The sequence below is a fragment of the Streptomyces adustus genome (assembly GCF_009377175.1).
Lineage (GTDB): Bacteria > Actinomycetota > Actinomycetes > Streptomycetales > Streptomycetaceae > Streptomyces > Streptomyces adustus.
Map to the genome: position 1 here is coordinate 1 of NZ_VJZD01000141.1, position 24385 is coordinate 24385.

The 24385-nt window shown below is 71.4% G+C and carries 18 protein-coding genes; 7 read left to right on the top strand and 11 right to left on the bottom strand.

The genetic code is table 11. From position 1 onward, the window contains the following. Window positions 1-453: 453 nt before the first annotated feature. The 4 genes from FNH09_RS28595 to FNH09_RS28610 all read right to left on the bottom strand — a co-directional run bounded on the left by FNH09_RS28595 (window position 454) and on the right by FNH09_RS28610 (window position 4369). Window positions 454-1134, bottom strand: coding sequence for an AAA family ATPase (locus tag FNH09_RS28595; protein ID WP_162469240.1), 681 nt, complete (start codon window positions 1132-1134; stop codon window positions 454-456). 34 nt (window positions 1135-1168) lie between these two features. Next, window positions 1169-1990, bottom strand: coding sequence for an ABC transporter permease (locus tag FNH09_RS28600; protein ID WP_162469241.1), 822 nt, complete (start codon window positions 1988-1990; stop codon window positions 1169-1171). A 74-nt stretch (window positions 1991-2064) separates the two neighbouring features. Further along, window positions 2065-3039: an ATP-binding cassette domain-containing protein gene (locus tag FNH09_RS28605; protein ID WP_152892801.1), complete on the bottom strand. Its 975-nt coding sequence runs from the start codon at window positions 3037-3039 to the stop codon at window positions 2065-2067. 109 nt (window positions 3040-3148) lie between these two features. Beyond that, on the bottom strand, window positions 3149-4369 hold the full coding sequence (locus FNH09_RS28610; protein WP_162469242.1) for an NYN domain-containing protein: 1221 nt from the start codon (window positions 4367-4369) through the stop codon (window positions 3149-3151). A 237-nt stretch (window positions 4370-4606) separates the two neighbouring features. On the opposite strand from FNH09_RS28610, the gene FNH09_RS47790 reads away from it, so the two are divergent. Further along, window positions 4607-4774: a hypothetical protein gene (locus FNH09_RS47790; RefSeq protein WP_202919769.1), complete on the top strand. Its 168-nt coding sequence runs from the start codon at window positions 4607-4609 to the stop codon at window positions 4772-4774. A 147-nt stretch (window positions 4775-4921) separates the two neighbouring features. Here the strand turns inward: FNH09_RS47790 and dnaE are convergent, their stop codons facing one another. Beyond that, on the bottom strand, window positions 4922-8461 hold the full coding sequence (gene dnaE, locus FNH09_RS28615; RefSeq protein ID WP_162469243.1) for a DNA polymerase III subunit alpha: 3540 nt from the start codon (window positions 8459-8461) through the stop codon (window positions 4922-4924). A gap of 247 nt (window positions 8462-8708) precedes the next feature. On the opposite strand from dnaE, the gene FNH09_RS28620 reads away from it, so the two are divergent. From FNH09_RS28620 to FNH09_RS28635, 4 genes are all read left to right on the top strand, one after another. Next, a complete protein-coding gene (locus FNH09_RS28620) occupies window positions 8709-10034 on the top strand; it encodes a DUF2252 domain-containing protein (RefSeq protein ID WP_152892802.1) in 1326 nt (441 codons plus the stop codon). A 68-nt stretch (window positions 10035-10102) separates the two neighbouring features. Then, complete coding sequence (locus FNH09_RS28625) at window positions 10103-10792, top strand: hypothetical protein (protein ID WP_152892803.1); 690 nt, start codon at window positions 10103-10105, stop codon at window positions 10790-10792. A 63-nt stretch (window positions 10793-10855) separates the two neighbouring features. Further along, window positions 10856-11704 (top strand): thioredoxin domain-containing protein, encoded by an 849-nt coding sequence (locus FNH09_RS28630; RefSeq protein WP_152892804.1) that lies wholly within the window; start codon window positions 10856-10858, stop codon window positions 11702-11704. Between the two features lie 113 nt (window positions 11705-11817). Then, on the top strand, window positions 11818-13479 hold the full coding sequence (locus FNH09_RS28635) for an alkaline phosphatase D family protein (protein ID WP_162469244.1): 1662 nt from the start codon (window positions 11818-11820) through the stop codon (window positions 13477-13479). On the opposite strand, the gene FNH09_RS28640 is transcribed toward FNH09_RS28635, so the two are convergent. After that, the gene (locus FNH09_RS28640) at window positions 13476-14063 is read right to left on the bottom strand and encodes a dienelactone hydrolase family protein (RefSeq protein ID WP_152892805.1); all 588 of its coding nucleotides are present in this window, start codon (window positions 14061-14063) and stop codon (window positions 13476-13478) included. The genes FNH09_RS28635 and FNH09_RS28640 overlap by 4 nt on opposite strands. A 105-nt stretch (window positions 14064-14168) precedes the next feature. Here FNH09_RS28640 and FNH09_RS28645 point away from each other — a divergent pair, with 105 nt between their 5' ends. After that, on the top strand, window positions 14169-15371 hold the full coding sequence (locus tag FNH09_RS28645; protein WP_152892806.1) for a mechanosensitive ion channel family protein: 1203 nt from the start codon (window positions 14169-14171) through the stop codon (window positions 15369-15371). Between the two features lie 98 nt (window positions 15372-15469). On the opposite strand, the gene FNH09_RS28650 is transcribed toward FNH09_RS28645, so the two are convergent. The 5 genes from FNH09_RS28650 to FNH09_RS28670 all read right to left on the bottom strand — a co-directional run bounded on the left by FNH09_RS28650 (window position 15470) and on the right by FNH09_RS28670 (window position 20556). Next, entirely contained in the window at window positions 15470-17056 is a 1587-nt protein-coding gene (locus tag FNH09_RS28650) for a Na+/H+ antiporter (RefSeq protein WP_162469245.1), read from the bottom strand. 85 nt (window positions 17057-17141) lie between these two features. After that, window positions 17142-17618: a GNAT family N-acetyltransferase gene (locus FNH09_RS28655; RefSeq protein WP_152892808.1), complete on the bottom strand. Its 477-nt coding sequence runs from the start codon at window positions 17616-17618 to the stop codon at window positions 17142-17144. Next, on the bottom strand, window positions 17615-18559 hold the full coding sequence (locus FNH09_RS28660; protein WP_162469246.1) for an RluA family pseudouridine synthase: 945 nt from the start codon (window positions 18557-18559) through the stop codon (window positions 17615-17617). Before FNH09_RS28660 ends, FNH09_RS28655 begins: the two co-directional genes overlap by 4 nt. A gap of 43 nt (window positions 18560-18602) precedes the next feature. After that, entirely contained in the window at window positions 18603-19298 is a 696-nt protein-coding gene (gene lspA / locus FNH09_RS28665) for a signal peptidase II (RefSeq protein ID WP_162469247.1), read from the bottom strand. Window positions 19299-19398: 100 nt separating this feature from the next. Then, complete coding sequence (locus FNH09_RS28670; RefSeq protein WP_152892809.1) at window positions 19399-20556, bottom strand: TraR/DksA family transcriptional regulator; 1158 nt, start codon at window positions 20554-20556, stop codon at window positions 19399-19401. 600 nt (window positions 20557-21156) lie between these two features. Between FNH09_RS28670 and ileS the strand changes: the two genes are divergently transcribed. Next, on the top strand, window positions 21157-24288 hold the full coding sequence (gene ileS / locus FNH09_RS28680; RefSeq protein ID WP_152892810.1) for an isoleucine--tRNA ligase: 3132 nt from the start codon (window positions 21157-21159) through the stop codon (window positions 24286-24288). Window positions 24289-24385 lie beyond the last annotated feature (97 nt).

Here is a 24385-nt window from a genome sequence, read left to right on the forward strand (position 1 = left end):
ACTCCGGTCACCCCACCCAACGAACCCCGCCCGAAAAGGTCACGCATTCGACCGGCAAACCCCCGTTCCCACTCACGGCACCCGCCACATGCCACCACCAGCCGCTCACCCATGCTCACGAAAACGCACTCGTGCACGGTCAAGCAACAGCTCCGAACCCCTCGACGGCGGCGGGTTCCTCGGTTAAGTACGAGGGACATGTCGAAGCGAACACGCAAGCGCAAGTGGCGCGTCAGGAAGGGCCACTCGAACCACGGCAGGCGCCCGGCATAAGCCCCGCGGGGGCATGGAGCCCACGAGGGCATCAAGCCCGCGGGGGCTTCGAGGCCGACGGCGTGCGTCCGGGGCGGCAGGCCCCGGTGACGGCAGGCGACGGCGGGGCGCAGGCCCCGCCCACGACAAAGGGCGACGGGAGCGGGGAAACCCTGCCGCACCCGCCGCCCGCACCGCGGTCTACTTCTTCGGCTCCCCGTACGGCTGCTGGTGCGGATACGCGTACGGATCGGGATCCCGCGGCCCGAACAGGCCCATCAGCCCCATGTGGACCACGAGCCCCGCCAGCGGCCACGCCAGCAGCGCCCCCTTCGCCCCCAGCTTCAGCGGCGCGGAGAACGTCACGCCCTTGCCCACGGCCTTGGCGTGCGCGAGCACGTCCGAGGTGGGGCCCAGCCACACCCCGACCCGCCACGCCAGCAGCGCCCCGAGCAGCCCGCCCACGCCGAGCGCCACCACCAGCGGCACCCCGCCGCGCCTGCGCCACAGGAACACGCCGAGCGCGCTCACGGCCCCGAAGGCCAGCGCCAGCAGCGTGAACGTTCCGTCGACGCCGATCGCCTGCTCGCCCTCGGTGTCCTTGAGGTAGACGGCCCAGCGGCCGTCGGCCACGTCGCCGACGAGCGGCACGTGCGGCGCCAGCCACCACCACACCAGCCCGAGCAGCACACCGGCCACCGCGACCACCAGCGTGACGACGACGGCCTCGATCACCTCGGCCCGCATGCCGGGACCGTCCTGCCCGTACAGGCCGTCCTGCGGCGCGGGAGCCGGCCCGCCGTACCCGCCGGGCGAAGGCGGCCACGCGTCGTGCGAGGGCTGTTCGTGCGGCGGCGGAGGCGGAGTCAGTGGTGCGGTCACCCTGACATCGTGCCAGGCCCGCCCGCGCGGCGCGTCACCGGACCGCGGCCCGGCGGTACGCCCGGGTCGCCACGGCCAGCGAGACGACACCGACCAGCGCGCACACGGCCAGGTCACCGAGTACGAGGGCCCAGTCGGGGTGCGCCGAGAAGGTCCGCGCGCAGGCCTCCACGCCGTACGTCGACGGCAGCAGGTCCCGGGCGAACCGGACGGCCTCGGGCATCCGCTCGGGCGGCAGCACCCCGAGCAGCAGCGCCGCGGACATGCCGAGCTGGCCGAGCACGGTGGCCAGCTCGGGCCGCGGCGCGAGCAGTCCGAGCGCGGCGCCGAGCCCGGCGAGCGCGGCACCGGCGAGCGGGATCACCGCGGCGAGGATCCACAGGTTGCCCATGGGCAGCCCGAACAGCACACAGCCGAACACGGCGGTGACCACGGTCCCCGGCACGGTGAACGACGCGTAGGCGCCCGCCGCGCCGAGCACGACCGCGGCCGGCGGCACCGGGAGGGTCGCGTAGTGGTCGAGGCCGCCGCTGGAACGCAGCTGCCCGAAGTACTGGGCGAGCAGGTTCAGCGCGACGAAGGCGAGGACGAGGACCGACGAGCCGGCCACCACGGACTCGGCCTCGCTGCCGCCGTCGACGACGCCCCGCATCATGATCAGGATGCCGACGGACTGGAAGGTGGCCACGAACAGCAGCGGGATCCTGGCCACCCGGGCCCGGGACAGCTGGGCCCGGTACACGGCCGCCAGGGCCGGCCACAGCCGCGCGCGCGGCCCGAGCCCGGCCGCCTGCGGCGCGGCCTCCTGCACGGCCAGGGCGCCGCCCGGCAGAACCTCGGCGGGTACGACACTCACGTCGTGTTGCTCCCCTTCACTCTGGTTCACTGCGGTGCTCGCCCCGTTCGGTACGGACGCGGCCGTGGGTGTGCTCACGCCCTCACCAGCCCCTGCCGTGCGGCGCCGCCCAGCGCCAGGTACACGTCCTCCAGGCTGGGCGTGGCGAGGGTGAAGTCGTCCAGGGCGGCGAAGGCGGCCCCGCCGGTGACGGTGGCGACGACCGCGCGGGCCTCCTCGGGCGCCAGCCGCAGCGTCCAGCGGCGCCCGGACTCCGCGACCCGGTCGCGCAGCGCGGCCACCTCGGGCACCTCCAGCGGCGGGCGTTCGCGCCACACCAGCTCGACCCGTACCTCGCCCGCGACCTGCTCCTTGAGCCCGGCCGGGCTGTCGCAGGCGATCACCCGCCCCTTGTCGAGGACGGCGACCCGGTCGAGGACGGTCTCGGCCTCGATGACGTTGTGGGTGACCAGCAGGACGGTGGTGCCGCGCTCGGCCCGGCGCCGGTCGACGGCGCCCCACACGGCCCGCCGGGCCACCGGGTCCATGCCGGTGGTGGGCTCGTCGAGCACAAGCAGCGGCCGCTCCCCGACGAGCGCGGTGGCGAAGCAGGCGAGCCGTCGCTGTCCGCCGGACAGCTTCTTCAGCGGCCGCCCGGCGATCGGCGCGAGCCCGAGTTCGTCGAGCACGGCGTCGCGTTCGGCCCGCGCCCGGCGCGCGTCGAGGCCGCGCAGCCGTCCGGTGGTCTCGGCGGCGAGCGAGACGGTGAGCTCGTCGAGGGCGGTGGACTCCTGGCCGAGGTAGGCCAGCAGCCGTGCGGCGCGTTCCGGGTGGCGCACGATGTCGTGGCCGAGGATCTCGACGGTGCCGCCGTCGGGCCGCATCAGCCCCGTGAGCTGCCGTACGAGCGAGGTCTTCCCGGCGCCGTTGGGACCGAGCAGGCCGAAGATCTCACCGCGGCGCACCTCCAGGTGCACGTCGTCGGTGGCCCGCACCTCGGGTGTGCCGGGCGTGCCCCGCCTGCCCCGCAGCGCCGGATAGCTCTTGGTCAGCCCGCGCGCGGCGCACACGACCCCACCACTGTCTGGAAGGTCCGGTGTCGCGCGCGTACTCACAAGGGACGAGACTACGGGGTCCGGGACGCCGACCGGCGCTCGGGGCGGCTTCCGCGGCCCCGGTTCACTCCCCGGCCGGGGCGTGCTCCGCGCCGGTGCGGACGTCGATCTCCCGCCAGAAACCCGCCCGGATGGCGTACCGGTCGTGCTCGTCGATCTGGTCGTCCTTGTGGGCCAGCAGTCCGAACCGGGCCGCGTAGCGCAGCAGCTCGCCGTCGATGCGGTGCGGGATGCGCGGGTACATCCCGGACAGCTTCTGCCGGTGGCCGCCCTGGTCGCCGAGGCGCTCCATCCAGCGGCGGGCGAAGACCTGCCCCACCTCGTAGGGGTCCCCGCCGACGGTGGTGATGTCCTCCTCGCGGTCGGCCCAGCGCTGCTCGGCCGTCGTCAGCTGGGCGAGCGTCGGCATCGAGGCGACCTCGGGGGGTTCGGCGGCGGTGCCGCCGGGGCGGTCGACCCAGCCCTTGTCGGAGGACCAGCGCAGGGTGGCGGTCGCGGGGTGCTGCACGGCGTGCGCCCCGGGGGCGCGCAGGGCGGCCAGGTCCTTGGGGGTGGGGACGCCCTTGGGCGTGGCCGCCGGTTCCTGGGCGCCGTTCTGCCCGGCGGCCGCCGCGTGCTCCGGGGCCTCGGCCGACTGCTCGGACGCCGCCGTGAGACCGGAGTCGGGCAGCGGCGCGGAGAGGATCGCGGCGATCTCGGGCCGCGGCACGGGCGGCGGCGCGCAGACGCCGCCGAGGTCCTTGGCGCGGACGGCCTTGGTGATCCAGGCGCGGTCCAGGACGCGGCGTTCGTCGGCCTCGGCGACCAGGTCCTCGGACTGGTTGTAGTCGCCGTCGGCGGCCTGCACGGCCCACAGGTGGACGGCGACGCCGTGCTCCTTGGCGGCCATCATGCCCGGCAGCAGGTCGCCGTCGCCGGTGACGAGGACGATGTCGGAGCAGGCGCGGTTTCGGGCCAGCTCGGTGAGTTCGGCGTGCATCGCGGCGTCCACGCCCTTCTGGGCCCAGCGGCCGTCGCTGCGGGTCAGCGCGCCCAGCCGGACCGTGACCCGGGGCATCACCCGCAGTCTGCGATGTTCGGGCTGGGGGACGCGGTCGGGGGCGCCGTCGAACCAGTAGATGCGCAGCAGCTGCCGTTCCGTGTCGGACTCGGCGCGCTCGCGCAGCCCCTGGATGAGGGCGGCGTGGTCGACGGTGATCCGGGATCGCGAGGGTTCGCCGGCGAGCAGACTGGCCGCGGCCCCCAGGAGATACCCGGCGTCCACCAGGACGATGCAGCGATCCACGCGACTCACCCTCTTCCCGGGAGGTTTGCTTCAGGCTTCCTTCGAGTCTGCCCGACCACGCGGAGGTTAACGGCTCGAACTCGATCTTCGGCGTGGCGTTTCGGGACATCGTGGCTCGCCGTCGCTCTCCGACCACCCGCGTCACACACGGTAATTATCCAAAATGCGCCCGATGTCAGCTTATGTGAATCTGGTCCCGGCCCTGGCCCCTAGATCCCCCTCAGGAGGCAGAGCACCATGGCCAAGAACAAGAACCGTGAGCGAAAGCAGCCGCAGACCGAACGCAGTCAGCAGGCCGCGCAGAAGTCGTCGATCGAGGCGCAGTCCGAACAACGGGCCTCGCAGCAGATCACCCCCGGCGACATGGCGCACAAGGGCAAGCAGAAGCGATTCGGCCACAACTGACATCTTCATAAAGGGCTGTTGAGCCCATCGGGCCGCTGAGGCCCGGGCACGACACCGAGGGGCGCATCCATGCACGGATGCGCCCCTCGTTCGTCGGACGTGGGAAGGCGGACGTGGGAAGGCGGACGTGGGAAGCGGGACGTCCGCTCAGCCGGCCAGACAGGCCGGGCCGAGCAGCACCTTCAGATCGCCGAACAGGGCCGGGTCCGGCTTCACCCGGTGCCGGTCGAGGCGCAGCACCGTGGTCCTGGTCGGTCCCTGGAGCTTGATGCGGACCTCGCTGTCGCCCTTGTGGTGGCTGAGGATCTCGCCGAGCCTGCTGACCATCGGCGGGGTGACCCGGGTGGCCGGGATGGTGAGGATCACCGGCGCGTTGGTGCCCGCGTTGGACAGGTCGGGGACCTGGAGCTCCATCGCGACCAGCCGGGGGACGTCCTCGCGCTTGTCGAGCCGGCCCTTGACGAACACGACGGCGTCCTCGACGAGTTGGGTCGACACCAGCTGGTAGGTGGCCGGGAAGAACATGCACTCGATGGAGCCCGCGAGGTCCTCCACGGTGGCGATGGCCCAGGCGTTGCCCTGCTTGGTCATCTTGCGCTGGAGGCCCGAGATGATGCCGCCGATGGTGACGACCGCGCCGTCCGCGTGCTCGCCGCCGGTGAGCTGGGCGATGCCCGCGTCGGCCTTGTCGGACAGCACGTGCTCCAGTCCGAACAGCGGGTGGTCGGAGACGTACAGGCCGAGCATCTCCCGCTCCTGGGCGAGCAGATACGTCTTGTCCCACTCGTCGGTGGTGAACTCGACGTCCAGTCCGAAGCCCGGCTCGCTGGTGTCGTCCTCGCCCATCCCGCCGAACAGGTCGAACTGCCCCTCGGCCTCCTTGCGCTTGACCGCGACCACGTTGTCGATCATCGGCTCGTACTGCGCGGTGAGGCCCTTGCGGGTGTGCCCCATGGTGTCGAAGGCGCCCGCCTTGATCAGCGACTCCGTGGTGCGCTTGTTGCACGCGACCGCCTCGACCTTGTCGAGGTAGTCGGGGAAGGAGGCGTACCTGCCCTTGGCCTTGCGGCTCCTGATGATCGACTCGACCACGTTGGTGCCGACGTTGCGCACGGCCTCCAGGCCGAAGAGGATCACGTCGTCGCCCTGCGCGGCGAAGTTGTGCACCGACTCGTTGACGTTCGGCGGGAGCACCTTGATGCCCATGCGCCGGCACTCGTTGAGGTAGACGGCCGACTTGTCCTTGTCGTCCTTGACCGAGGTCAGCAGTCCGGCCATGTACTCGGCGGGGTGGTTCGCCTTGAGGTAGGCGGTCCAGTACGACACCAGTCCGTACGCGGCCGAGTGCGCCTTGTTGAAGGCGTAGCCGGCGAACGGGACCAGCACGTCCCACAGGGCCTGGATGGCCTGGTCGCTGTAGCCGTTCTTCTGGGCGCCGGCCTGGAAGATGGTGAAGTTCTTCGCCAGTTCCTCGGGCTTCTTCTTGCCCATCACGCGGCGCAGGATGTCGGCCTCGCCGAGCGAGTACCCGGCGATGATCTGGGCGGCCTTCTGCACCTGCTCCTGGTAGACGATCAGGCCGTAGGTGACCGCGAGGACCTCTTCGAGGGGCTCCTCCAGCTCCTTGTGGATCGGGGTGATCTCCTGGAGCTTGTTCTTGCGCAGCGCGTAGTTGGTGTGCGAGTCCATGCCCATCGGGCCGGGACGGTAGAGCGCGGAGACGGCGGAGATGTCCTCGAAGTTGTCGGGCTTCATCAGGCGCAGCAGCGAGCGCATGGGGCCGCCGTCGAACTGGAAGACGCCGAGGGTCTCGCCGCGCTGGAGCAGTTCGAAGGTCTTCGGGTCGTCCAGCGGCAGGGCCAGCAGGTCGAGGTCGATGCCCTTGTTGGACTTCACCATCTTGACGGCGTCGTCCATGATCGTGAGGTTGCGCAGGCCCAGGAAGTCCATCTTCAGCAGGCCGAGCGACTCGCACTGCGGGTAGTCCCACTGGGTGATGGTCACGCCGTCGGTGTGCCGCACCCAGATCGGGGCGTGGTCGACGATCGGCTCGCTGGACATGATCACGCCGGCCGCGTGCACGCCCATCTGCCGGACCAGGCCCTCGACGCCCTTGGCGGTGTCGATGACCTTCTTGACGTCCGGCTCGTTCTCGTACATCCCGCGGATCTCGCCCGCCTCGCTGTAGCGCGGGTGCGAGGGGTCGGTGATGCCGTTGAGGTCGATGCCCTTGCCGAGGACGTCGGCGGGCATCGCCTTGGTGAGGCGGTCGCCCATCGCGTACGGGTAGCCCAGCACGCGCGCGGAGTCCTTGATCGCGTTCTTGGCCTTGATCTTGCCGTAGGTGCCGATCATGGCGACCTTGTCGGAGCCGTACTTCTCCGTCACGTACCGGATCACCTCGACGCGCCGACGCTCGTCGAAGTCGATGTCGACGTCGGGCATCGAGATGCGCTCGGGGTTGAGGAACCGCTCGAAGATCAGGCCGTGCGGGATCGGGTCGAGGTCGGTGATGCCCATGGCGTACGCGACGATCGAACCGGCCGCGGAACCACGGCCGGGGCCGACCGCGATGCCCTGCTTCTTGGCCCACATGATGAAGTCGGCGACCACGAGGAAGTAGCCCGGGAAGCCCATCGAGATGATGGTGTCCATCTCGTACTCGACCTGCTTCATCCGGTCTTCCGGGATGCCGCCGGGGAAGCGGCGCTCCATGCCGCGCATGGTCTCGGCCTGGAACCAGGTGACCTCGGTGTAGCCGTCGGGGATGTCGAACTTCGGCATGAGGTTCTTCGCCTCGAACATGCCGGAGGTGTCGATCTGCTCGGCGACCAGGAGGGTGTTGCGGCAGCCCTCCTGCCAGGCGTCCGAGGAGTCGATGGCGTACATCTCGTCCGTGGACTTCAGGTAGTAACCGGTGCCGTCGAACTTGAAGCGGTCCGGGTCGGAGAGGTTCTTGCCGGTCTGGATGCACAGCAGCGCGTCGTGGGCGGTCGCCTCGTGCGCGTAGGTGTAGTGCGAGTCGTTGGTGACCAGCGGCGGGATGCCGAGCTTCTTGCCGATCTCCAGGAGGCCGTCGCGGACCCGGTGCTCGATCTCGATGCCGTGGTCCATCAGCTCCAGGAAGTAGCGGTCCTTGCCGAAGATGTCCTGGTAGTCGGCGGCCGCCTTCAGCGCCTCGTCGAACTGGCCCAGGCGCAGCCGGGTCTGGAGCTCGCCGGAGGGGCAGCCGGTGGAGGCGATCAGCCCCTCGGACCACTGGGCGATGGTCTCCTTGTCCATCCGGGGCCACTTCTGGAGCCAGCCCTCGGCGTAGGCGTCGGAGGACAGCCGGAAGAGGTTGTGCAGACCGGTGGCGTTCGCCGCCCAGATCGTCTTGTGCGTGTAACCGCCCGAACCGGAGACGTCGTCGCGCTTCTGGTGCGGCTGGCCCCACTGGATCTTGCGCTTGTTGCGCCGGGACTCGGGCGCCACATACGCCTCGATGCCGATGATCGGGGTGACCCCGGCCTTCTTCGCGCTGTGGAAGAAGTCGTACGCCCCGTGGAGGTTGCCGTGGTCGGACATGGCGATGTGCGTCATGCCCATCTCGTTGCACGCGTCGAACATGTCCTTGAGCCGCGCGGCACCGTCCAGCAGCGAGTACTGGGTGTGGACGTGCAGGTGCGTGAACGGCGGCTTTGACACGGCTGCGGCCTCCAGGGCGAACAAACAGGGACGGGGGTCCGACAGGCTGCGGACAGTCTGGGGGACAGCGTCGAAGTCTATGCCTCGACACTGACACCCGACGGGTTCCCGCGCGTACCTTCAGGCGGAGGAACCCGGGCACTCCCGTGTTCCCTCGCGCGTTGGGCAGGGCGGACGGTCCGCGCCCCGCGTGCGATGAGATCCGTCCCACACGTCAGGCATCACCTGCACCAGGAGGCACCCAGCGATGTCGGTCCCGCAGCTCAGCGCCGAGCAACGCGGCGAGGAGATCCTCGCCGTCTTCGACACCGCCTTCGGCCGGCTCCTGGCCGCCGACCCGGCCGCGTTCCGCGTGAAGTTCCGGAAGATGGCGGCCTCGGCCTTCGCGTTCTATCGCGGCACGGCGAGCCTCTTCTACCACGACCTCGCCGGCGAGCGGCGCGGCGGCCCGTACCTGGACGAGCGCACCTCGCGCGTGTGGATCCACGGCGATCTGCACGCGGAGAACTTCGGCACGTACATGGACGCCAACGGCCGGCTGATCTTCAACGTCAACGACTTCGACGAGGCCTACGTCGGCCCCTTCACCTGGGACATCAAGCGGTTCGCCGCCTCCGTGGCGCTCATCGGGTACGCGAAGGCGCTCAGCGACGACCAGATCACCGAACTGGTGGAGGTGTACGCGGGCGCGTACCGCGAGCGCATCCACGCCCTGGCGACCGGCGCCAAGCGCGACGAGGTGCCGCCGTTCACCCTGGACACCGCCCAGGGCCCGCTGCTGGACGCGCTGCGCGACGCCCGCTCGCTGACCCGCTTCGAGCTGCTGGACTCGATGACCGAGATCCGTGACTTCGAGCGCCGCTTCGCGCCGGGCGGCGGCTCCATCGAGCTGGACGCCGCCACCCGCTACAAGGTGCTCGCGGCCTTCGACGGCTATCTGGAGACCCTGCCGGAGTCCTCGCTGGCCCGCCCCGACTCCTACCGCGTCAAGGACGTCGTCGGCCGCCGCGGCATCGGCATCGGCTCGGCCGGTCTGCCGTCGTACAACATCCTTCTGGAGGGCAACAGCGACGCCCTGGAGAACGATGTCGTGATCTACATCAAGCAGGCCCAGACCCCGGCCGTCTCCCGGCACATCACGGACCCGGCGATCCGCGACTACTTCCAGCACGAGGGCCACCGCACGGTGATCTCCCAGCGCGCCCTCCAGGCGCACGCCGACCCGTGGCTGGGCTGGACCGAGCTGGACGGCGCGGGCCAGCTGGTCGCCGAGGTCTCGCCGTACGCGGTCGACCTCGACTGGAGCGACATCGACGATCCCGAGGAGATCGCCGCGGTCGTGGCCGACCTCGGCCGGGCGACCGCCACCATGCACGGCGCGGCGGACGACCAGTCCGGCGAGTCCCTGGTGCCCTTCTCCACGGAGCGGGCCATCGACGCGGCGATCGCGGCCGACGAGGACGGCTTCGCCGGTCTGCTGGTCGACTTCGCGCACGACTACGGCGCCCGCGCACGGCGCGACCACCAGATCTTCGTGGACCTCTTCCGCAACGGACGGATCCCGGGTCTGTGACCGTGCCGCCGCTCACAGGGGACCTTTAGGGGTCTCTTACCGCGGCGCATGACACACTCTCCTCCGCCATGGACATATCCGGGACCCACCTCAGAACCGCGCGCGCGGCGCTGTTCACGGCCGTCGTCGTGACGCTCGGCACCGCGTCGCACGTGCTGCTGTCGCGGGTCCCGCTGCCGGTGAACACGGTGGCCGCGGTCGCGGTCGCCGTGTTCTTCGTGGCGTACGCGCTGGCGGGCCGCGAGCGGGGCTTCGGGCGGATCGCCGCCCTGCTGATCCCGCTGGAGCTGGCCGCCGACACCGTCTTCACCACCGGCCAGCACGTCTGCTACGGCCGCGCGGGCGGCCCGGTCGCCGGGCCGCTGCGCTCGGTCGGCCTCGACGTGCTGTGCGGCGGCTCCGACCTCGGCACCCCGCTGGCGGGCGTGACCGGCGCGGACACCGACCGGGCGGCGGCGCTGCTCGCCCACGCCGACCCGGCCACGGCCTGGCTGCTGCTCTGCACGCACGTCGTCGTCGGCCTGCTCGCGACCGCCTGGCTGTGCCGCGGCGAACGGGCCCTGGAGCAGCTGCTGCGGGCCACGGCCGCGACCACGTTCCGGCCGCTGCTGCTGGCCACCGCCGCGGTGACCGTGCGGCGCGCCCCGGCCCTCGGCCGCCCGCCGCGCCCGGTCCGTCGTACGGCCGCCGTCCGCGGCCTGCTCCTCGCGCACTCCCTGGGACGGCGTGGACCGCCTCGCTCGGCCGCTCTCGCCTGAGCACAACCCCGTCCCCACACGTATCCCGCGTACGACACGTGCGCGTTCCACATGGAGATCAGCATGAGCAATCGCAACAGCCAGGCGGCGAAGACGGCGGCCCGGGAGCGGCTGCGCCTGGAGCGTGAGCGCCAGGCCAAGAAGGCCAAGATCAAGCGGCAGGTCATCGTGGCCTGCACGGTCGTCGGCGTGCTGGCCGCGGCGGGCGGCATAGGTTACGCCGTCGTCCAGGCCAACAAGCCCGGCCACTGGGAGGCCGTGCTGGACGAGAAGGTCGTCGCACCGGCCAACACCACGGGCACGAACGGCACGACCGTGGTCCTCGGCGACAGCAAGGCGACCAAGACGCTGAAGCTGTACGAGGACCCGCGCTGCCCGGTCTGCGCCCAGTTCGAGCAGACCGTCGGCTCGACCGTCAAGAAGGACTACGACGACGGCAAGTTCAAGATCGAGTACATCGGCGGCACCTTCCTCGACGGTGACACCGACGGCGACGGCAAGGTGAAGATCGGCTCCCGCGGCGAGGGCTCCAAGAACGCGCTGAGCGCCCTGGGCGCCGCGCTGAACGTGAGCCCCGAGGCGTTCCTCGAGTACAAGACGGCGCTCTACTCGGCGAAGTACCACCCCGACGAGTCCGACGACAAGTTCAAGAGCGACGACTACCTGATCAAGGTGGCGGACACGGTCTCCGCGCTGAAGGGCAACACCACGTTCCAGAACGCCGTCAAGAACGGCACCTACGACGCGTGGGCGATGGCCATGTCGAACACCTTCAACACCAACAAGGACGGCGTCAACGGCACGCCGAGCCTGGTCATGGACGGCAAGAAGCTGACGGGCTCGGACGGCCAGAACACCCCGATGACGGTGGCCGACTTCAACACGGCGATCGACGCGGCCCTCAAGGCCTGATCCGTCCCGCGGACCCCTTCTCCCGGGGTCCGATCCGACCGGCACGCGAAGAGCGGGCGAACTTTTGCGAGTTCGCCCGCTCTCGTCCATACCGATCAGTAACCTGATCGGTCGTGACCAGTCGATACAGATCTTCCGAGGGCGTCAACTCCCTTACGCCCCGCCGCCGCACGGTCGTCAAGGCCGCGGCGGCCGCCGCCGCCCTGGCCGGCCCGCTCGCCGCGGCGCTGCCCGCTCGCGCCGCCGACGAGGCCCCCGCCTTCCTGCACGGCGTCGCCTCCGGCGACCCGCTGCCCGACGGCGTCCTGCTGTGGACGCGCGTGACGCCGACCGCCGAGGCGATACCCGGCTCCGGGCTGGGCCCGGACACCGAGGTCGGCTGGACCGTGGCCAAGGACAGGGCGCTGACGAACATCGTCGCCAAGGGCTCCCTGACCGCGACCGCCGCCTCCGACCACACCGTCAAGGCCGACATCCGCGGCCTGGAACCCGCCACCGACTACTGGTTCCGGTTCTCGGCCGGCGGCACCGACTCCCCTGTGGCCCGCACCCGCACCGCCCCGGCCGCCGACGCCGCGGTCCCGGGCCTGCGCTTCGGCGTGGTCTCCTGCGCCAACTGGGAGGCGGGCTACTTCGCCTCGTACCGCCACCTCGCGGCGCGCGGCGACCTCGACGCCTGGCTGCACCTCGGCGACTACATCTACGAGTACGGCACCGGCGAGTACGGCACGCGCGGGACCGTCGTACGGCAGACCTCGCCCACGCACGAGATCCTCACCCTCGCCGACTACCGCACCCGGCACGGCAAGTACAAGACCGACCCGGACCTCCAGGCCCTGCACCACAAGGCGCCGGTCGTCGCGATCTGGGACGACCACGAGTTCGCCAACGACGCCTGGTCGGGCGGCGCCGAGAACCACACCGAGGGCGCCGAGGGCACCTGGGCGGCACGTCAGGCGGCCGCCCGGCAGGCCTACTTCGAGTGGATGCCGGTCCGCCCGGCGCTGGCGGGCACGACCTACCGCCGGCTGCGCTTCGGCAAGCTCGCCGACCTCTCCCTGCTCGACCTGCGGTCCTTCCGCTCCCAGCAGGCGTCCACGGCCAGCGGTTCGGTGGACGACCCGGACCGTACGATCACCGGGCGCGCCCAGCTCGACTGGCTGAAGGCGGGCCTGAAGGCGTCCGACACCGCCTGGCGGCTGGTCGGCAACTCGGTGATGATCTCGCCCTTCGCGGTCGGCTCGCTCTCCGCGGACCTGTTCAAGCCGCTGGCCAAGCTGCTGGGCCTGCCCGCGGAGGGCATCGCCCTCAACACCGACCAGTGGGACGGCTACACCGACGACCGTCGCGAACTGCTGGCCCATCTGCGGACGAACGCGATCCGCAACACGGTCTTCCTCACCGGCGACATCCACATGGCGTGGGCCAACGACGTGCCGGTGGACGCCGGCACCTACCCGCTGTCCGCGTCCGCCGCCACGGAGTTCGTCGTCACCTCGGTGACCTCCGACAACCTCGACGACATCGTGAAGGTCCCCGAGGGCACCGTCTCCGCGGTCGCCTCGCCGGTCATCCGCGCCGCCAACCGGCACGTCCACTGGGTCGACACCGACCGGCACGGCTACGGCGTCCTGGACATCACCGCCGACCGCGCGCAGATGGACTACTACGTCGTGTCCGACCGCACGAACCCGAACGCGACGTCGTCGTGGACCCGTTCGTACCGCACGCGCACCGGCACGCAGAAGGTCGAGCGGACGTACGACCCCGTCTAGGGCGTCGACAGGCCCGGGAGCGTCGTGAGGAAGCCGAGTGCCACCCGCCAGGTGGCCTCGGCGGCCTCCTCGTCGTAGTCCGGCAGCTCGGGGTCGGTGTAGAGGTGACCCGCCCCGGTGTACCGGTACACCTCGACGTCGGCGCCGGCCCGGCGCATCCCGAGGTACCAGGCGCTCAGCCAGTCGTCCGTCTCGAACGGGTCCGGCTCGGCCACGTGCAACTGCACCGGCAGAGCGTCCACGTGCGCGTTGGGCGCGATGTCCGACGTGCCGTGCAGAAGCAGCAGCCCGCGCGCCTTCTCGTCGCCGAGGGCCAGCGTCTGCGCGATGGAGGCGCCGAGCGAGAAGCCCGCGTAGACGAGCCCGCGCTCGGAGTACGGCGCGGCGGCGAGCACGGCCCGCTTCAGCAGCTCGTCCTTGCCGAGCTCCTCGCCGAAGGCCATGCTCTCCTCGGCCGTGTCGAAGGTGCGTCCGTCGAAGAGATCCGGCGTCCACACCTCGTGCCCGGCCGCGCGCAGCCGGTCCGCCGCCGCGGCCACCGCGGGGCGCGGCCCGTAGGTCGAGTGAAAGAGCATGATGTTCATGAGGCCATGGTGCCAGCCGGGACCGCCGGGACTCGCGCACGCGTACCCGGGAAGACCCGGAACACACATGTTCATGGCCCCCCGGGCCCGGTTAGGTTCGAAGGCATGGAGAACGTACTCCGCCCGTTGATCGTGATCGGTGGCTCGGTCCTCCTCACCCTGGCCCTGGGCTGGGCCACGGACCGGCTGCTGCGCAAGGCCGACGAACGGCACGGTGAGACCCCGCTGTGGGGTCTGCTGCGCCGCGGCCGTGTCCCCTACCAACTCGTGCTCTGCGCTGCCCTGCTGAGAGGGTCGTACGACGCGGCGAAACTGCTCGAGGAGCACCGCGTCGGGATCGGCCGGACGCTGACCCTGGTGCTCATCGGGTCCACGGCCTGGCTGATCATCCGGATCGCGGCCGCGATCGTCGAGACCTCGTACAGCCGCTACGCCCGCGCCCAGAGCGATCCCGCCCGGGTGCGCCGGGTCCGCACCCAGGTCGAGCTGATCATGCGCGTGGTGGCGGCGGTCGTCGGCGTGGTCGCCGCCGCCTCGATGCTGCTGACCTTCCCGGCGATGCGCGCGGCCGGCGCCTCGCTGCTGGCCTCGGCCGGCATCCTCGGCATCGTCGCCGGTGTGGCCGCCCAGTCCACCCTCAGCAACCTGTTCGCCGGACTCCAGATCGCCTTCGGCGACATGGTGCGCATCGGCGACACGGTCGTGGTGGACGGCGAGTGGGGCACGGTCGACGAGATCACGCTCACCTTCCTGACCGTACGGACCTGGGACGAGCGCCGGATCACCATGCCGGTGTCGTACTTCACGTCCAAGCCGTTCGAGAACTGGTCGCGCGGCACCCCGCAGATGACCGGCATCGTCTACTGGCACCTCGACCACACGGCGCCGGTCGAGGCGATGCGCGAGCGGCTGCGCGACATCCTGCGGGAGTGCCCGGCCTGGGACGGCCGCGACTACGGCGTCGCGGTCACCGACGCGACCCCGAACACCCTCCAGGTGCGCGCCCTGGTCACGGCGAAGGACGCGAGCGACATCTGGACGGTACGGGTCACGGTCCGCGAGGAGATGATCCGCTGGCTGTGCGCGGAGCATCCGTACGCGCTGCCGCGGGTCAACACGGCGGACGCGAAGCTGCCGCCGAGCCGCCGCCCCGCGGACGGGGAGCCCGTCGACGGGGAGCCCCACGCCGGCGCCCCGCGCACCGACGGCTCCGGCACCGATCCCCGCGACCACCCGTCCCACGACGGTGCGTCCCGAGCCGGAGGGCTCCGGCACACCCCCGAGCCACCCCGGACAGGCCACGCCTGACAGGCGTCGGCTGACAGGCGTCGGCTGACGCCGGACGGTTCCGGCGCCGGGGGCCGGGCGGCGAGCGCCGGACAGCCCCCGGCACGGGCCGGGCGGGTTCAGCGGAGGCTGCGTACGTCCAAGTGGCGCAGGACCCGGTCCACCACCTCCGGGTCCGCGCCCGGCTCGCTGCGGGCCGCCAGCACCTCGTGCCGCGCCGCGCTCAGCATCTCGCCCTGGATCCGGCGCACCCGCTTGAGCCGGCGCGCCCGTTGCAGGTGCGCCTCGCGGCGTTCCTCCTCGCCCAGGTCCGGGCTGATCCGCACCCCGATGTCGAACGCTCGCCGCAGCATCTGCTCGGACAGCTCCTCCGGCAGCTCCTCGACCTCCTCGATCTCCCGCAGCCGCCGCTTCGCCGCCTTCGCCGCGCGGACCGCCAGATCCCGTTCGAACTCCTTCTCCCGGTCCGTGTCGGCCCGCACCCCGAGCCGTCTCACCAGCCACGGCAGCGTCAGCCCCTGGAGCACCAGCGTCGCCATGATCACCCCGAACGCGATGAACACGATCTCGTCCCGGTCGGGGAACGGCGACCCGTCCTCGGTGCGCAGCGGCACGGCCAGCGCCAGCGCGACCGAGGCCACCCCGCGCATCCCCGCCCACCACATGACGACCGTCTCCCGCCAGCTCATCGGGATCTCCTCGTCGTAGTCCCGCTTGGCGTGCAGCCGCTTGGTCAGCCAGGTGGCGGGCAGCAGGTACACCAGACGCACCAGCACCACCACGGCCACGACGGCCGCGGCCCAGCCCAGCAGCTCGCCCCACCGCCCGACCGCCGTACGGATCGCGTTGTGCAGTTCGAGGCCGATGAGCCCGAAGGCGACCCCCGTGACGAGGGTGTCGACGATGTCCCAGAAGGTGTGCCCGGCGAGCCGGGTCAGCACGTCGTCGGGGTCGGCCGCGTACTCGGAGATGAAGAGCGCGACGGTGAGCACGGCCAGCACCCCGGACCCGTGCAGCTCCTCCGCGAGCACGTACGAGGCGTACGGCACCAGCAGCGTCAGTCCGATCTGGAGGGTCGGGTCCTCCAGCAGGTCCATCAGCCGGTTGGCGACCCAGCCGAGCACGAGCCCCACGGCGACCGCGACGACCGCGGACAGCACCAGGTCGAGCCCGGCCTTCCACGGGGAGAAGGTCCCGCTGACGACGGCGGCGATCGCCACGTGGTAGAGCACGATGGCCGTGACGTCGTTGAACAGGCCCTCGCCCTCCAGGATCGACACCAGCCGGCGCGGCAGCCCCAGCTGTCCGGCGACCGCGGTCGCGGCCACGGGGTCGGGCGGGGCGATCAGCGCGCCCAGCGCCACCGCGGCGGCGACCGGCAGCCCCGGAACGATCGAGTGGGCGACGGCCGCGACACACACGGTGGTGACGAACACCAGTGCCACGGCCAGCAGGAAGATCGGCCGCTTGTTGGCCGCGAACTGCCGCCACGAGGTCCGCCGCACCGCCGCGTACAAAAGCGGCGGCAGCAGCGCGGGCAGGATCAGATCGGGCTGGATGTCGACATTCGGTACGAAGGGCAGCACCGCGAGGACGATCCCGACGAGCGTCATCAGCACCGGGGCCGGCAGTCCGAACCGGTCCCCGACGGGAACGCTCACCACGGCCCCGAGCAGCAGCACGAACAGCAGGGCCAACTGATCCACGGTCAGCGCTCCGGGAGTCGACGTTCACACAGCAGACCCTCAGCCTGCCATGCGCCCCTGCCACCGGCCCGTTCGCCGCCTTCGGCTACAGGGCGCGCCGCATCGCCCGGTGCGGGATGCCGGCGTCGGGGAACTCCGGGCCGTACGCCGCGTACCCCAGCCGCTCGTAGAAGCCCAGCGCGTGCGTCTGCGCGTGCAGGTCCACCGCCGCCAGACCGCGTGCGCGTGCGGCCTCCTCGATGCCCCGCACCAGTGCGGCCCCGACGCCCAGTCCGCGCGCCGCCTGGGCGACGGCGAGCCGCCCCAGCGACCCCACCGACAGGTCGCCGCCGGTCTTCGCCGCGGCCTCCTCGCCGTACAGCAGCCGCCCGGTGCCGAGCGTCACCCCGTCCGCCCGGATCGCCAGCACATGCACCGCGACGGCGTCGTAGGCGTCGTACTCGATGTCCTCGGGCACGCCCTGCTCGCGGACGAAGACCTCCTTGCGCACCGTGAAGCAGGCCTCACGGTCGGCGGCGTCCTCGGCCACCCGCACGTCGTAGGAGACGACCGACAGACTCATGCGTAGGTCTCCTCGCGCACCTGGTCCAGGGCGAGCTGGAGGTCCTCGGGGTAGTCGCAGCCGAACTCGACCCACTGGCCGTCGCCGGGGTGCTCGAAGCCCAGCCGCACGGCGTGCAGCCACTGACGGGTCAGCCGCAGTCGCTTGGCGAGCGTCGGGTCGGCGCCGTACGTCAGGTCGCCCACGCACGGATGACGGTGGGCGGACATGTGGACGCGGATCTGGTGGGTGCGCCCGGTCTCCAGCTTCACGTCGAGCAGGGAGGCCGCGCGGAACGCCTCGATGAGGTCGTAGTGGGTGACGGACGGCTTGCCCTCGGCCGTGACCGCCCACTTGTAGTCGTGGTTCGGGTGACGGCCGATGGGCGCGTCGATGGTGCCGCTGGTCGGGTCCGGGTGCCCCTGGACCAGCGTGTGGTAGCGCTTGTCGACCGTGCGCTCCTTGAACTGGCGCTTGAGCGACGTGTACGCGTACTCCGACTTGGCGACCACCATCAGGCCGGACGTGCCGACGTCGAGGCGGTGCACGATGCCCTGGCGCTCGGCGGCGCCGGAGGTCGAGATGCGGTACCCCGCGGCCGCCAGCCCGCCGATGACCGTCGGACCGGTCCAGCCGGGGCTCGGGTGCGCGGCGACCCCGACCGGCTTGACGATCACGACCACGTCGTCGTCGTCGTGCACGATCTCCATGCCCTCGACCGGCTCGGCGACGATCTGCACCGGCGCGGGCGCCTGTGGCATCTCGACCTCCAGCCAGGCCCCGCCGTGCACGCGCTCGGACTTGCCGACCACCGAGCCGTCGACCGAGACCTTCCCCGCCGTCGCGAGCTCCGCGGCCTTGGTACGGGAGAAGCCGAACATGCGGGAGATGGCGGCGTCGACACGCTCGCCCTCCAGGCCGTCGGGCACGGGCAGGGTACGGATATCGGGAATCGTGCTCACCCGTCGAGTATGCCGGACGGGTGCGACAGTCCCGAACGCGTGCTCAGTCCTTGTGGACGGTCCCGTCCGGATCGAGACCGCGGAAGGACAGCAGCACGATCAGGATTCCGCCGCACACGATCGCCGAGTCCGCGAGGTTGAAGACGGCGAAGTGCTTGGGCGCGACGAAGTCGACGACCGCCCCCTCGAAGACGCCCGGCGAACGGAAGATCCGGTCGGTGAGGTTGCCGAGCGCGCCGCCGAGCAGCAGACCGAGGGCGATCGCCCACGGCAGGCTGTACAGCTTGCGGGCGAGCCGGGCGATCACCACGATCACCGCCGCCGCGATCACCGTGAAGATCACGGTGAAGGCCTCGCCGAACCCGAAGGCGGCACCCGCGTTGCGGACGGCCTCGAACTTCAGCCAGTCACCGATGATCTCGATCGGGGCGTGGTGTTCGAGCTTGGCCACCACGAGCAGCTTGCTGACCAGGTCGAGGAGGTAGGCGAACGCGGCCACCCCGAACAGCACGGCGATGCGCCGCTTGCCCCGGGGGCGCTCGCCGGAGGCCTGTGCCGCCTCCGGCCCCACCGCCTGGGACCCTGCCGTCCCCTCGGTGTCGGACCCGCCGGCCGGGGCCGCGGCCCCCTCGGGACCCGAGTTCTCGCCCGCCGCCGCGCGCTCGCCGGACTCGTCCCGCCCGGCCCGCGCCACGTCCGGAATGTCCGGCGTACCGATGATCCGCTCCGCCTCTGCCACGTGAGTCCCTCAACCTAGGTGCCTGACTGAGCACGAGGGTACGGCACACCTCGTAGGAGCACGGTGCGCAGGAGGCGTACGACGCGTCACCCGACGCCGGTCAGGACCGGCGCTCCTGCTTCTGCTTGCACTCCACGCACAGGGTGGCCCGCGGAAAGGCCTGCATACGGGCCTTGCCGATGGGATTGCCGCAGATCTCGCACAGGCCGTACGTGCCCGTGTCCAGCCGTTGCAGGGCCCGCTCGGTCTGCACCAGCATCTCTCGCGCGTTGGCGGCCAGCGCCATCTCGTGCTCCCGCGTGATGTTCTTGGTGCCGGTGTCCGCCTGGTCGTCGCCCGCGCCGTCCCCGGAGTCCCGCATCAGGCCCACCAGCGACTCCTCGGACGAGTGGATCTCGGCCCGCAGCCGCTCCGCCTCGGAGAGCAGCTCGGCACGGGCCTCCTCGACCTCCTCCGGCGTCCAGGGGTCCTCGCCGGGGCGTACGGCCAGCTCGCCGGGCTCCACCGCGGACAACCGCGCCTTGGGGACGGCCGTCGTCGCCGCAGTGGCCGTGCCAGGAGTCTTCTTCGCAACCATTGTCGTGGCTCCCGTCTGCTCCGCGGCCTGCGCCGCGCCCGGCTTCTTGGCCGTCCTCTTCCCGGCCGCGCCCTTCGCGGCGGCCGCGGTCCTGCGGGTCGTGCTGTTCGCGGCGCCCGCGGCCCGGCGCTCCGTGCCGTTCGCCGCCTTGCGGGCCGTGTCGTTCGCCGCCGCGGCCTTGCGGGCCGTGTCGTTCGCGGCCGCCGCCGTCTTGCGGGCCGTGTTGTTGGCGGCGGCCGTGGTCCTGCGGGCGGCCGCCCCCTGGGCGGTGGCCCGGCTCCGGACGGCCCTCGCCTCCTCGGCCGCACCCCCGGCGTCCGCGACGGCCGTGACACCCCCGGCCGTCGTGGCGCTCCCGGCGGCCGTGGTGTCCGGAGTCCTCTTCCCGGCACCGGCCTTCTTCGAGCCCGCCTTCCCGGTCGCCGCCTTTCCGGTTCCGGCCTTCTTCGAGCCCGACTTCCCGGCGTCCGCCTTCCCGGTCCCCGTCCGCTCGGCGCCCGCCTTCTTCGACGAGGCCGTCCTCGACGACCCCTTCGCGACCGACACCGTCGTCTTCCCGGTCACCTTCTCCTTCGCCCGGACGCTCTTCTTCCCGCCCACGTCCTTGGCCGCGCCGGAGGCCGTCGCGCTCGTGGACCTGCGGGACGACGGCTGCTGTACGGCGGTCTTCTTCGCCACCATGGTCGCGGCCCCTTCACATATTGTGATCTTGCTCGCGAATCGTGCTGGGACGATAAATCGACCCGAGTCCCGCGGCAACGGGGCACGCCGCCCGATCCGCCCGCCTCGCGAGTGCCGCGCGGCCGACATGCAAGCGTTGTGCCCAGCTCCCCGCCGGGTAATCCGCCGAGCCTCCCGTCCTGGAATCCGAACACGCGCACCTCGCTATTCGGGTCATCCCGGACAGCGACCGACCCGACGCCCGGGGCGCAGGAAAACCGGTCGGCCGCCGTGCGCGTCGCGCCGTACACTGGGCGCAGCGAAAAGCATGGATGGGGACGAGTAGCGACGTACGCAGCCCAGAGCGACCCGGGGACGGTGGAAGCCCGGGGGCGAGCGCGACGCGAAGATCACCCCGGAGCCGCCGGAAGAAAGCCGCAGCACACCCGCAGCGGCCGGTAGAACCGGTTCGCGACCCCAATGAGGGGGCTCACCGGCGCACAGGGCGCTCCGGAGGGCCAAGGAGGGTGGTACCGCGGGAGCGCGCCGCACACGGCGTAGACAGCCAAGAAGGCTCTCGTCCCTCCGACGGAAGGCAGCACGTCCGCCGGAGGAAGTTCGATGACGTCGTACCGCCAGGTGCCCGCCCAGGTAGACCTGCCCGCCCTCGAGCACGCGGTGCTCGATTTCTGGCGCGAGCAGAAGATCTTCGCCAAGAGCCTGGACCAGTCCGAGGGCCGCCCCGAGTGGGTGTTCTACGAGGGCCCGCCCACCGCCAACGGCATGCCGGGCGCCCACCACATCGAGGCACGCGTCTTCAAGGACGTCTTCCCGCGCTTCCGCACCATGCGCGGCTACCACGTGGCCCGCAAGGCCGGCTGGGACTGCCACGGCCTGCCGGTGGAGCTGGCGGTGGAGAAGGAGCTGGGCTTCAGCGGCAAGCAGGACATCGAGGCGTTCGGCATCGCCGAGTTCAACGCCCGCTGCCGCGAGTCCGTGACCCGCCACACCGACGCCTTCACCGAGCTCACGACCCGCATGGGGTACTGGGTCGACCTGGACGACGCGTACCGGACCATGGACCCGGAGTACGTCGAGTCGGTCTGGTGGTCGCTCAAGCAGATCTTCGACAAGGGCCTGCTGGTCCAGGACCACCGCGTCGCCCCCTGGTGCCCGCGCTGCGGCACGGGCCTGTCCGACCACGAGCTGGCCCAGGGCTACGAGACGGTCGTCGACCCGTCCGTGTACGTCCGTTTCCCGCTCACCTCCGGTCCGCTGGCCGGCGAGGCCGCGCTCCTCGTCTGGACGACGACCCCCTGGACACTGGTCTCCAACACGGCCGTCGCCGCGCACCCCGACGTGACGTACGTCGTCGCGACGAACGGCGAGGAGAAGCTCGTCGTCGCCGAGCCGCTCGTCGCCAAGGCGCTCGGCGAGGGCTGGGAGACCACCGGACAGACCTTCACCGGCGCCGAGATGGAGCGCTGGACGTATCAACGTCCGTTCGAGCTCGTGGAGTTCCCGGAGCCCGCCCACTTCGTGGTGAACGCCGAGTACGTCACCACCGAGGACGGAACGGGTCTGGTCCACCAGTCCCCCGCCTTCGGCGAGGACGACCTCAAGGTCTGCCGCTCCTACGGCCTGCCCGTCGTCAACCCGGTCCGCCCCGACGGCACGTTCGAGGAGAACGTCCCGCTGGTAGGCGGCGTCTTCTTCAAGAAGGCGGACGAACGGCTCACCGAGGACCTCAAGGACCGCGGTCTGCTCTTCCGTCACCTGCCGTACGAGCACAGCTACCCGCACTGCTGGCGCTGCCACACCGCGCTGCTGTACTACGCGCAGCCGTCCTGGTACATCCGCACCACGGCGATCAAGGACCGTCTCCTCCAGGAGAACGAGAAGACCAACTGGTTCCCGGAGACGGTCAAGCACGGCCGCTTCGGCGACTGGCTGAACAACAACATCGACTGGGCGCTGTCCCGCAGCCGTTACTGGGGCACCCCGCTGCCGATCTGGCGCTGCGAGGACGACCACCTCACCGTGGTCGGATCCCGCGCCGAGCTCACCGCGCTGACCGGCACCGACCAGTCGGAGCTCGACCCGCACCGCCCGTACATCGACGAGGTCACCTTCGCCTGCCCGCAGTGCGCGAAGACGGCCACGCGCGTGCCGGAGGTCATCGACGCCTGGTACGACTCGGGCGCGATGCCGTTCGCGCAGTGGGGCTACCCGTACAAGAACAAGGAACTGTTCGAGTCCCGCTACCCGGCGCAGTTCATCAGCGAGGCCATCGACCAGACCCGCGGCTGGTTCTACACGCTGATGGCGGTCGGCACGCTGGTCTTCGACAAGTCCTCGTACGAGAACGTCGTCTGCCTCGGCCACATCCTCGCCGAGGACGGCCGCAAGATGTCCAAGCACCTGGGCAACATCCTCCAGCCGATCCCGCTGATGGACCAGCACGGCGCGGACGCGGTCCGCTGGTTCATGGCGGCCGGCGGCTCCCCGTGGGCGGCCCGCCGGGTGGGCCACGGCACCATCCAGGAGGTGGTCCGCAAGACGCTCCTGACGTACTGGAACACGGTCGCCTTCCAGGCGCTGTACGCCCGTACGACCGGCTGGGCGCCGAGCGCGGCCGACCCGGCCCCGGCCGACCGTCCCGTGCTCGACCGCTGGCTGCTGTCCGAACTCCACGCGCTCACCGACCAGGTGACGCAGGCTCTGGAGGCCTACGACACCCAGCGCGCGGGCAAGCTCCTGTCCGCGTTCGTCGACGACCTGTCCAACTGGTACGTACGCCGCTCCCGCCGCCGCTTCTGGCAGGGCGACAAGGCGGCGCTGCGCACCCTGCACGAGGTCGTCGAGACGGTCACCAGGCTGATGGCCCCGCTGACCCCGTTCATCACCGAGCGGGTCTGGCAGGACCTGGTGGTGCCGGTGACCCCGGGCGCCCCGGAGTCGGTGCACCTGTCGTCCTGGCCGGAGGCGGACCTGTCCGCGATCGACCCGGAACTGTCGCGCCAGATGCTCCTGGTACGGCGTCTGGTGGAGCTGGGCCGCGCCACGCGCGCGGAGTCGGGGGTCAAGACCCGTCAGCCGCTGTCGCGCGCCCTGGTGGCCGCGACGGGCTTCGACACCCTCGACCGTGAACTGCACGCGCAGATCACGGAGGAGCTGAACGTGACCGCGCTCGCGTCCCTCTCCGAGGTCGGCGGCTCCCTGGTGGACACCACCGCGAAGGCCAACTTCCGCGCGCTGGGCAAGCGGTTCGGCAAGCGCGTCCAGGACGTGGCCAAGGCCGTCGCCGCCGCCGACGCGGCCGCGCTGTCCCTGGCCCTGCGCGAGGGCACGGCCTCGGTGGAGGTCGACGGTGAGACGGTCGCCCTCGCCCCGGACGAGGTGATCATCACCGAGACCCCGCGCGAGGGCTGGTCGGTGGCCTCCGACGCGGGCGCCACGGTCGCGCTGGACCTGGAGATCACCGAGGAGCTGCGGCAGGCGGGCCTGGCCCGTGACGCGATCCGGCTGATCCAGGAGGCCCGCAAGAACAGCGGCCTCGACGTGGCCGACCGGATCGCGCTGCGCTGGACCTCCACGGACCCGGCGGTCCTCGCGGCGCTCGGCGAGCACGCGGCCCTGATCGCCGACGAGGTCCTGGCCACGGACTTCGCCCAGGGTGAGGCTGACGACACCTACGGTGAGCCGTTCACGGACGAGGGGCTGTCCCTGACGTTCCGCCTGCGCAAGGCGTAAGTCACCACGGACGAGGGCCCGGCCTCCCCTGCGGGAGGCCGGGCCCTCGTCCGTGCCGCACCGCCTCCCCGGCCGATCCCTCACGCCGGTCACACAC

Bases quoted from the DNA above. Each gene is read 5' to 3' on its own strand.
- FNH09_RS28655 (WP_152892808.1), bottom strand. From the start codon at position 17,618: ATGAGTCTGTCGGTCGTCTCCTACGACGTGCGGGTGGCCGAGGACGCC.
- ileS (WP_152892810.1), top strand. From the start codon at position 21,157: ATGACGTCGTACCGCCAGGTGCCCGCCCAGGTAGACCTGCCCGCCCTC.
- FNH09_RS47790 (WP_202919769.1), top strand. From the start codon at position 4,607: ATGGCCAAGAACAAGAACCGTGAGCGAAAGCAGCCGCAGACCGAACGC.
- FNH09_RS28645 (WP_152892806.1), top strand. From the start codon at position 14,169: ATGGAGAACGTACTCCGCCCGTTGATCGTGATCGGTGGCTCGGTCCTC.
- FNH09_RS28640 (WP_152892805.1), bottom strand. From the start codon at position 14,063: ATGAACATCATGCTCTTTCACTCGACCTACGGGCCGCGCCCCGCGGTG.
- FNH09_RS28670 (WP_152892809.1), bottom strand. From the start codon at position 20,556: ATGGTGGCGAAGAAGACCGCCGTACAGCAGCCGTCGTCCCGCAGGTCC.
- FNH09_RS28625 (WP_152892803.1), top strand. From the start codon at position 10,103: ATGGACATATCCGGGACCCACCTCAGAACCGCGCGCGCGGCGCTGTTC.
- FNH09_RS28620 (WP_152892802.1), top strand. From the start codon at position 8,709: ATGTCGGTCCCGCAGCTCAGCGCCGAGCAACGCGGCGAGGAGATCCTC.
- FNH09_RS28630 (WP_152892804.1), top strand. From the start codon at position 10,856: ATGAGCAATCGCAACAGCCAGGCGGCGAAGACGGCGGCCCGGGAGCGG.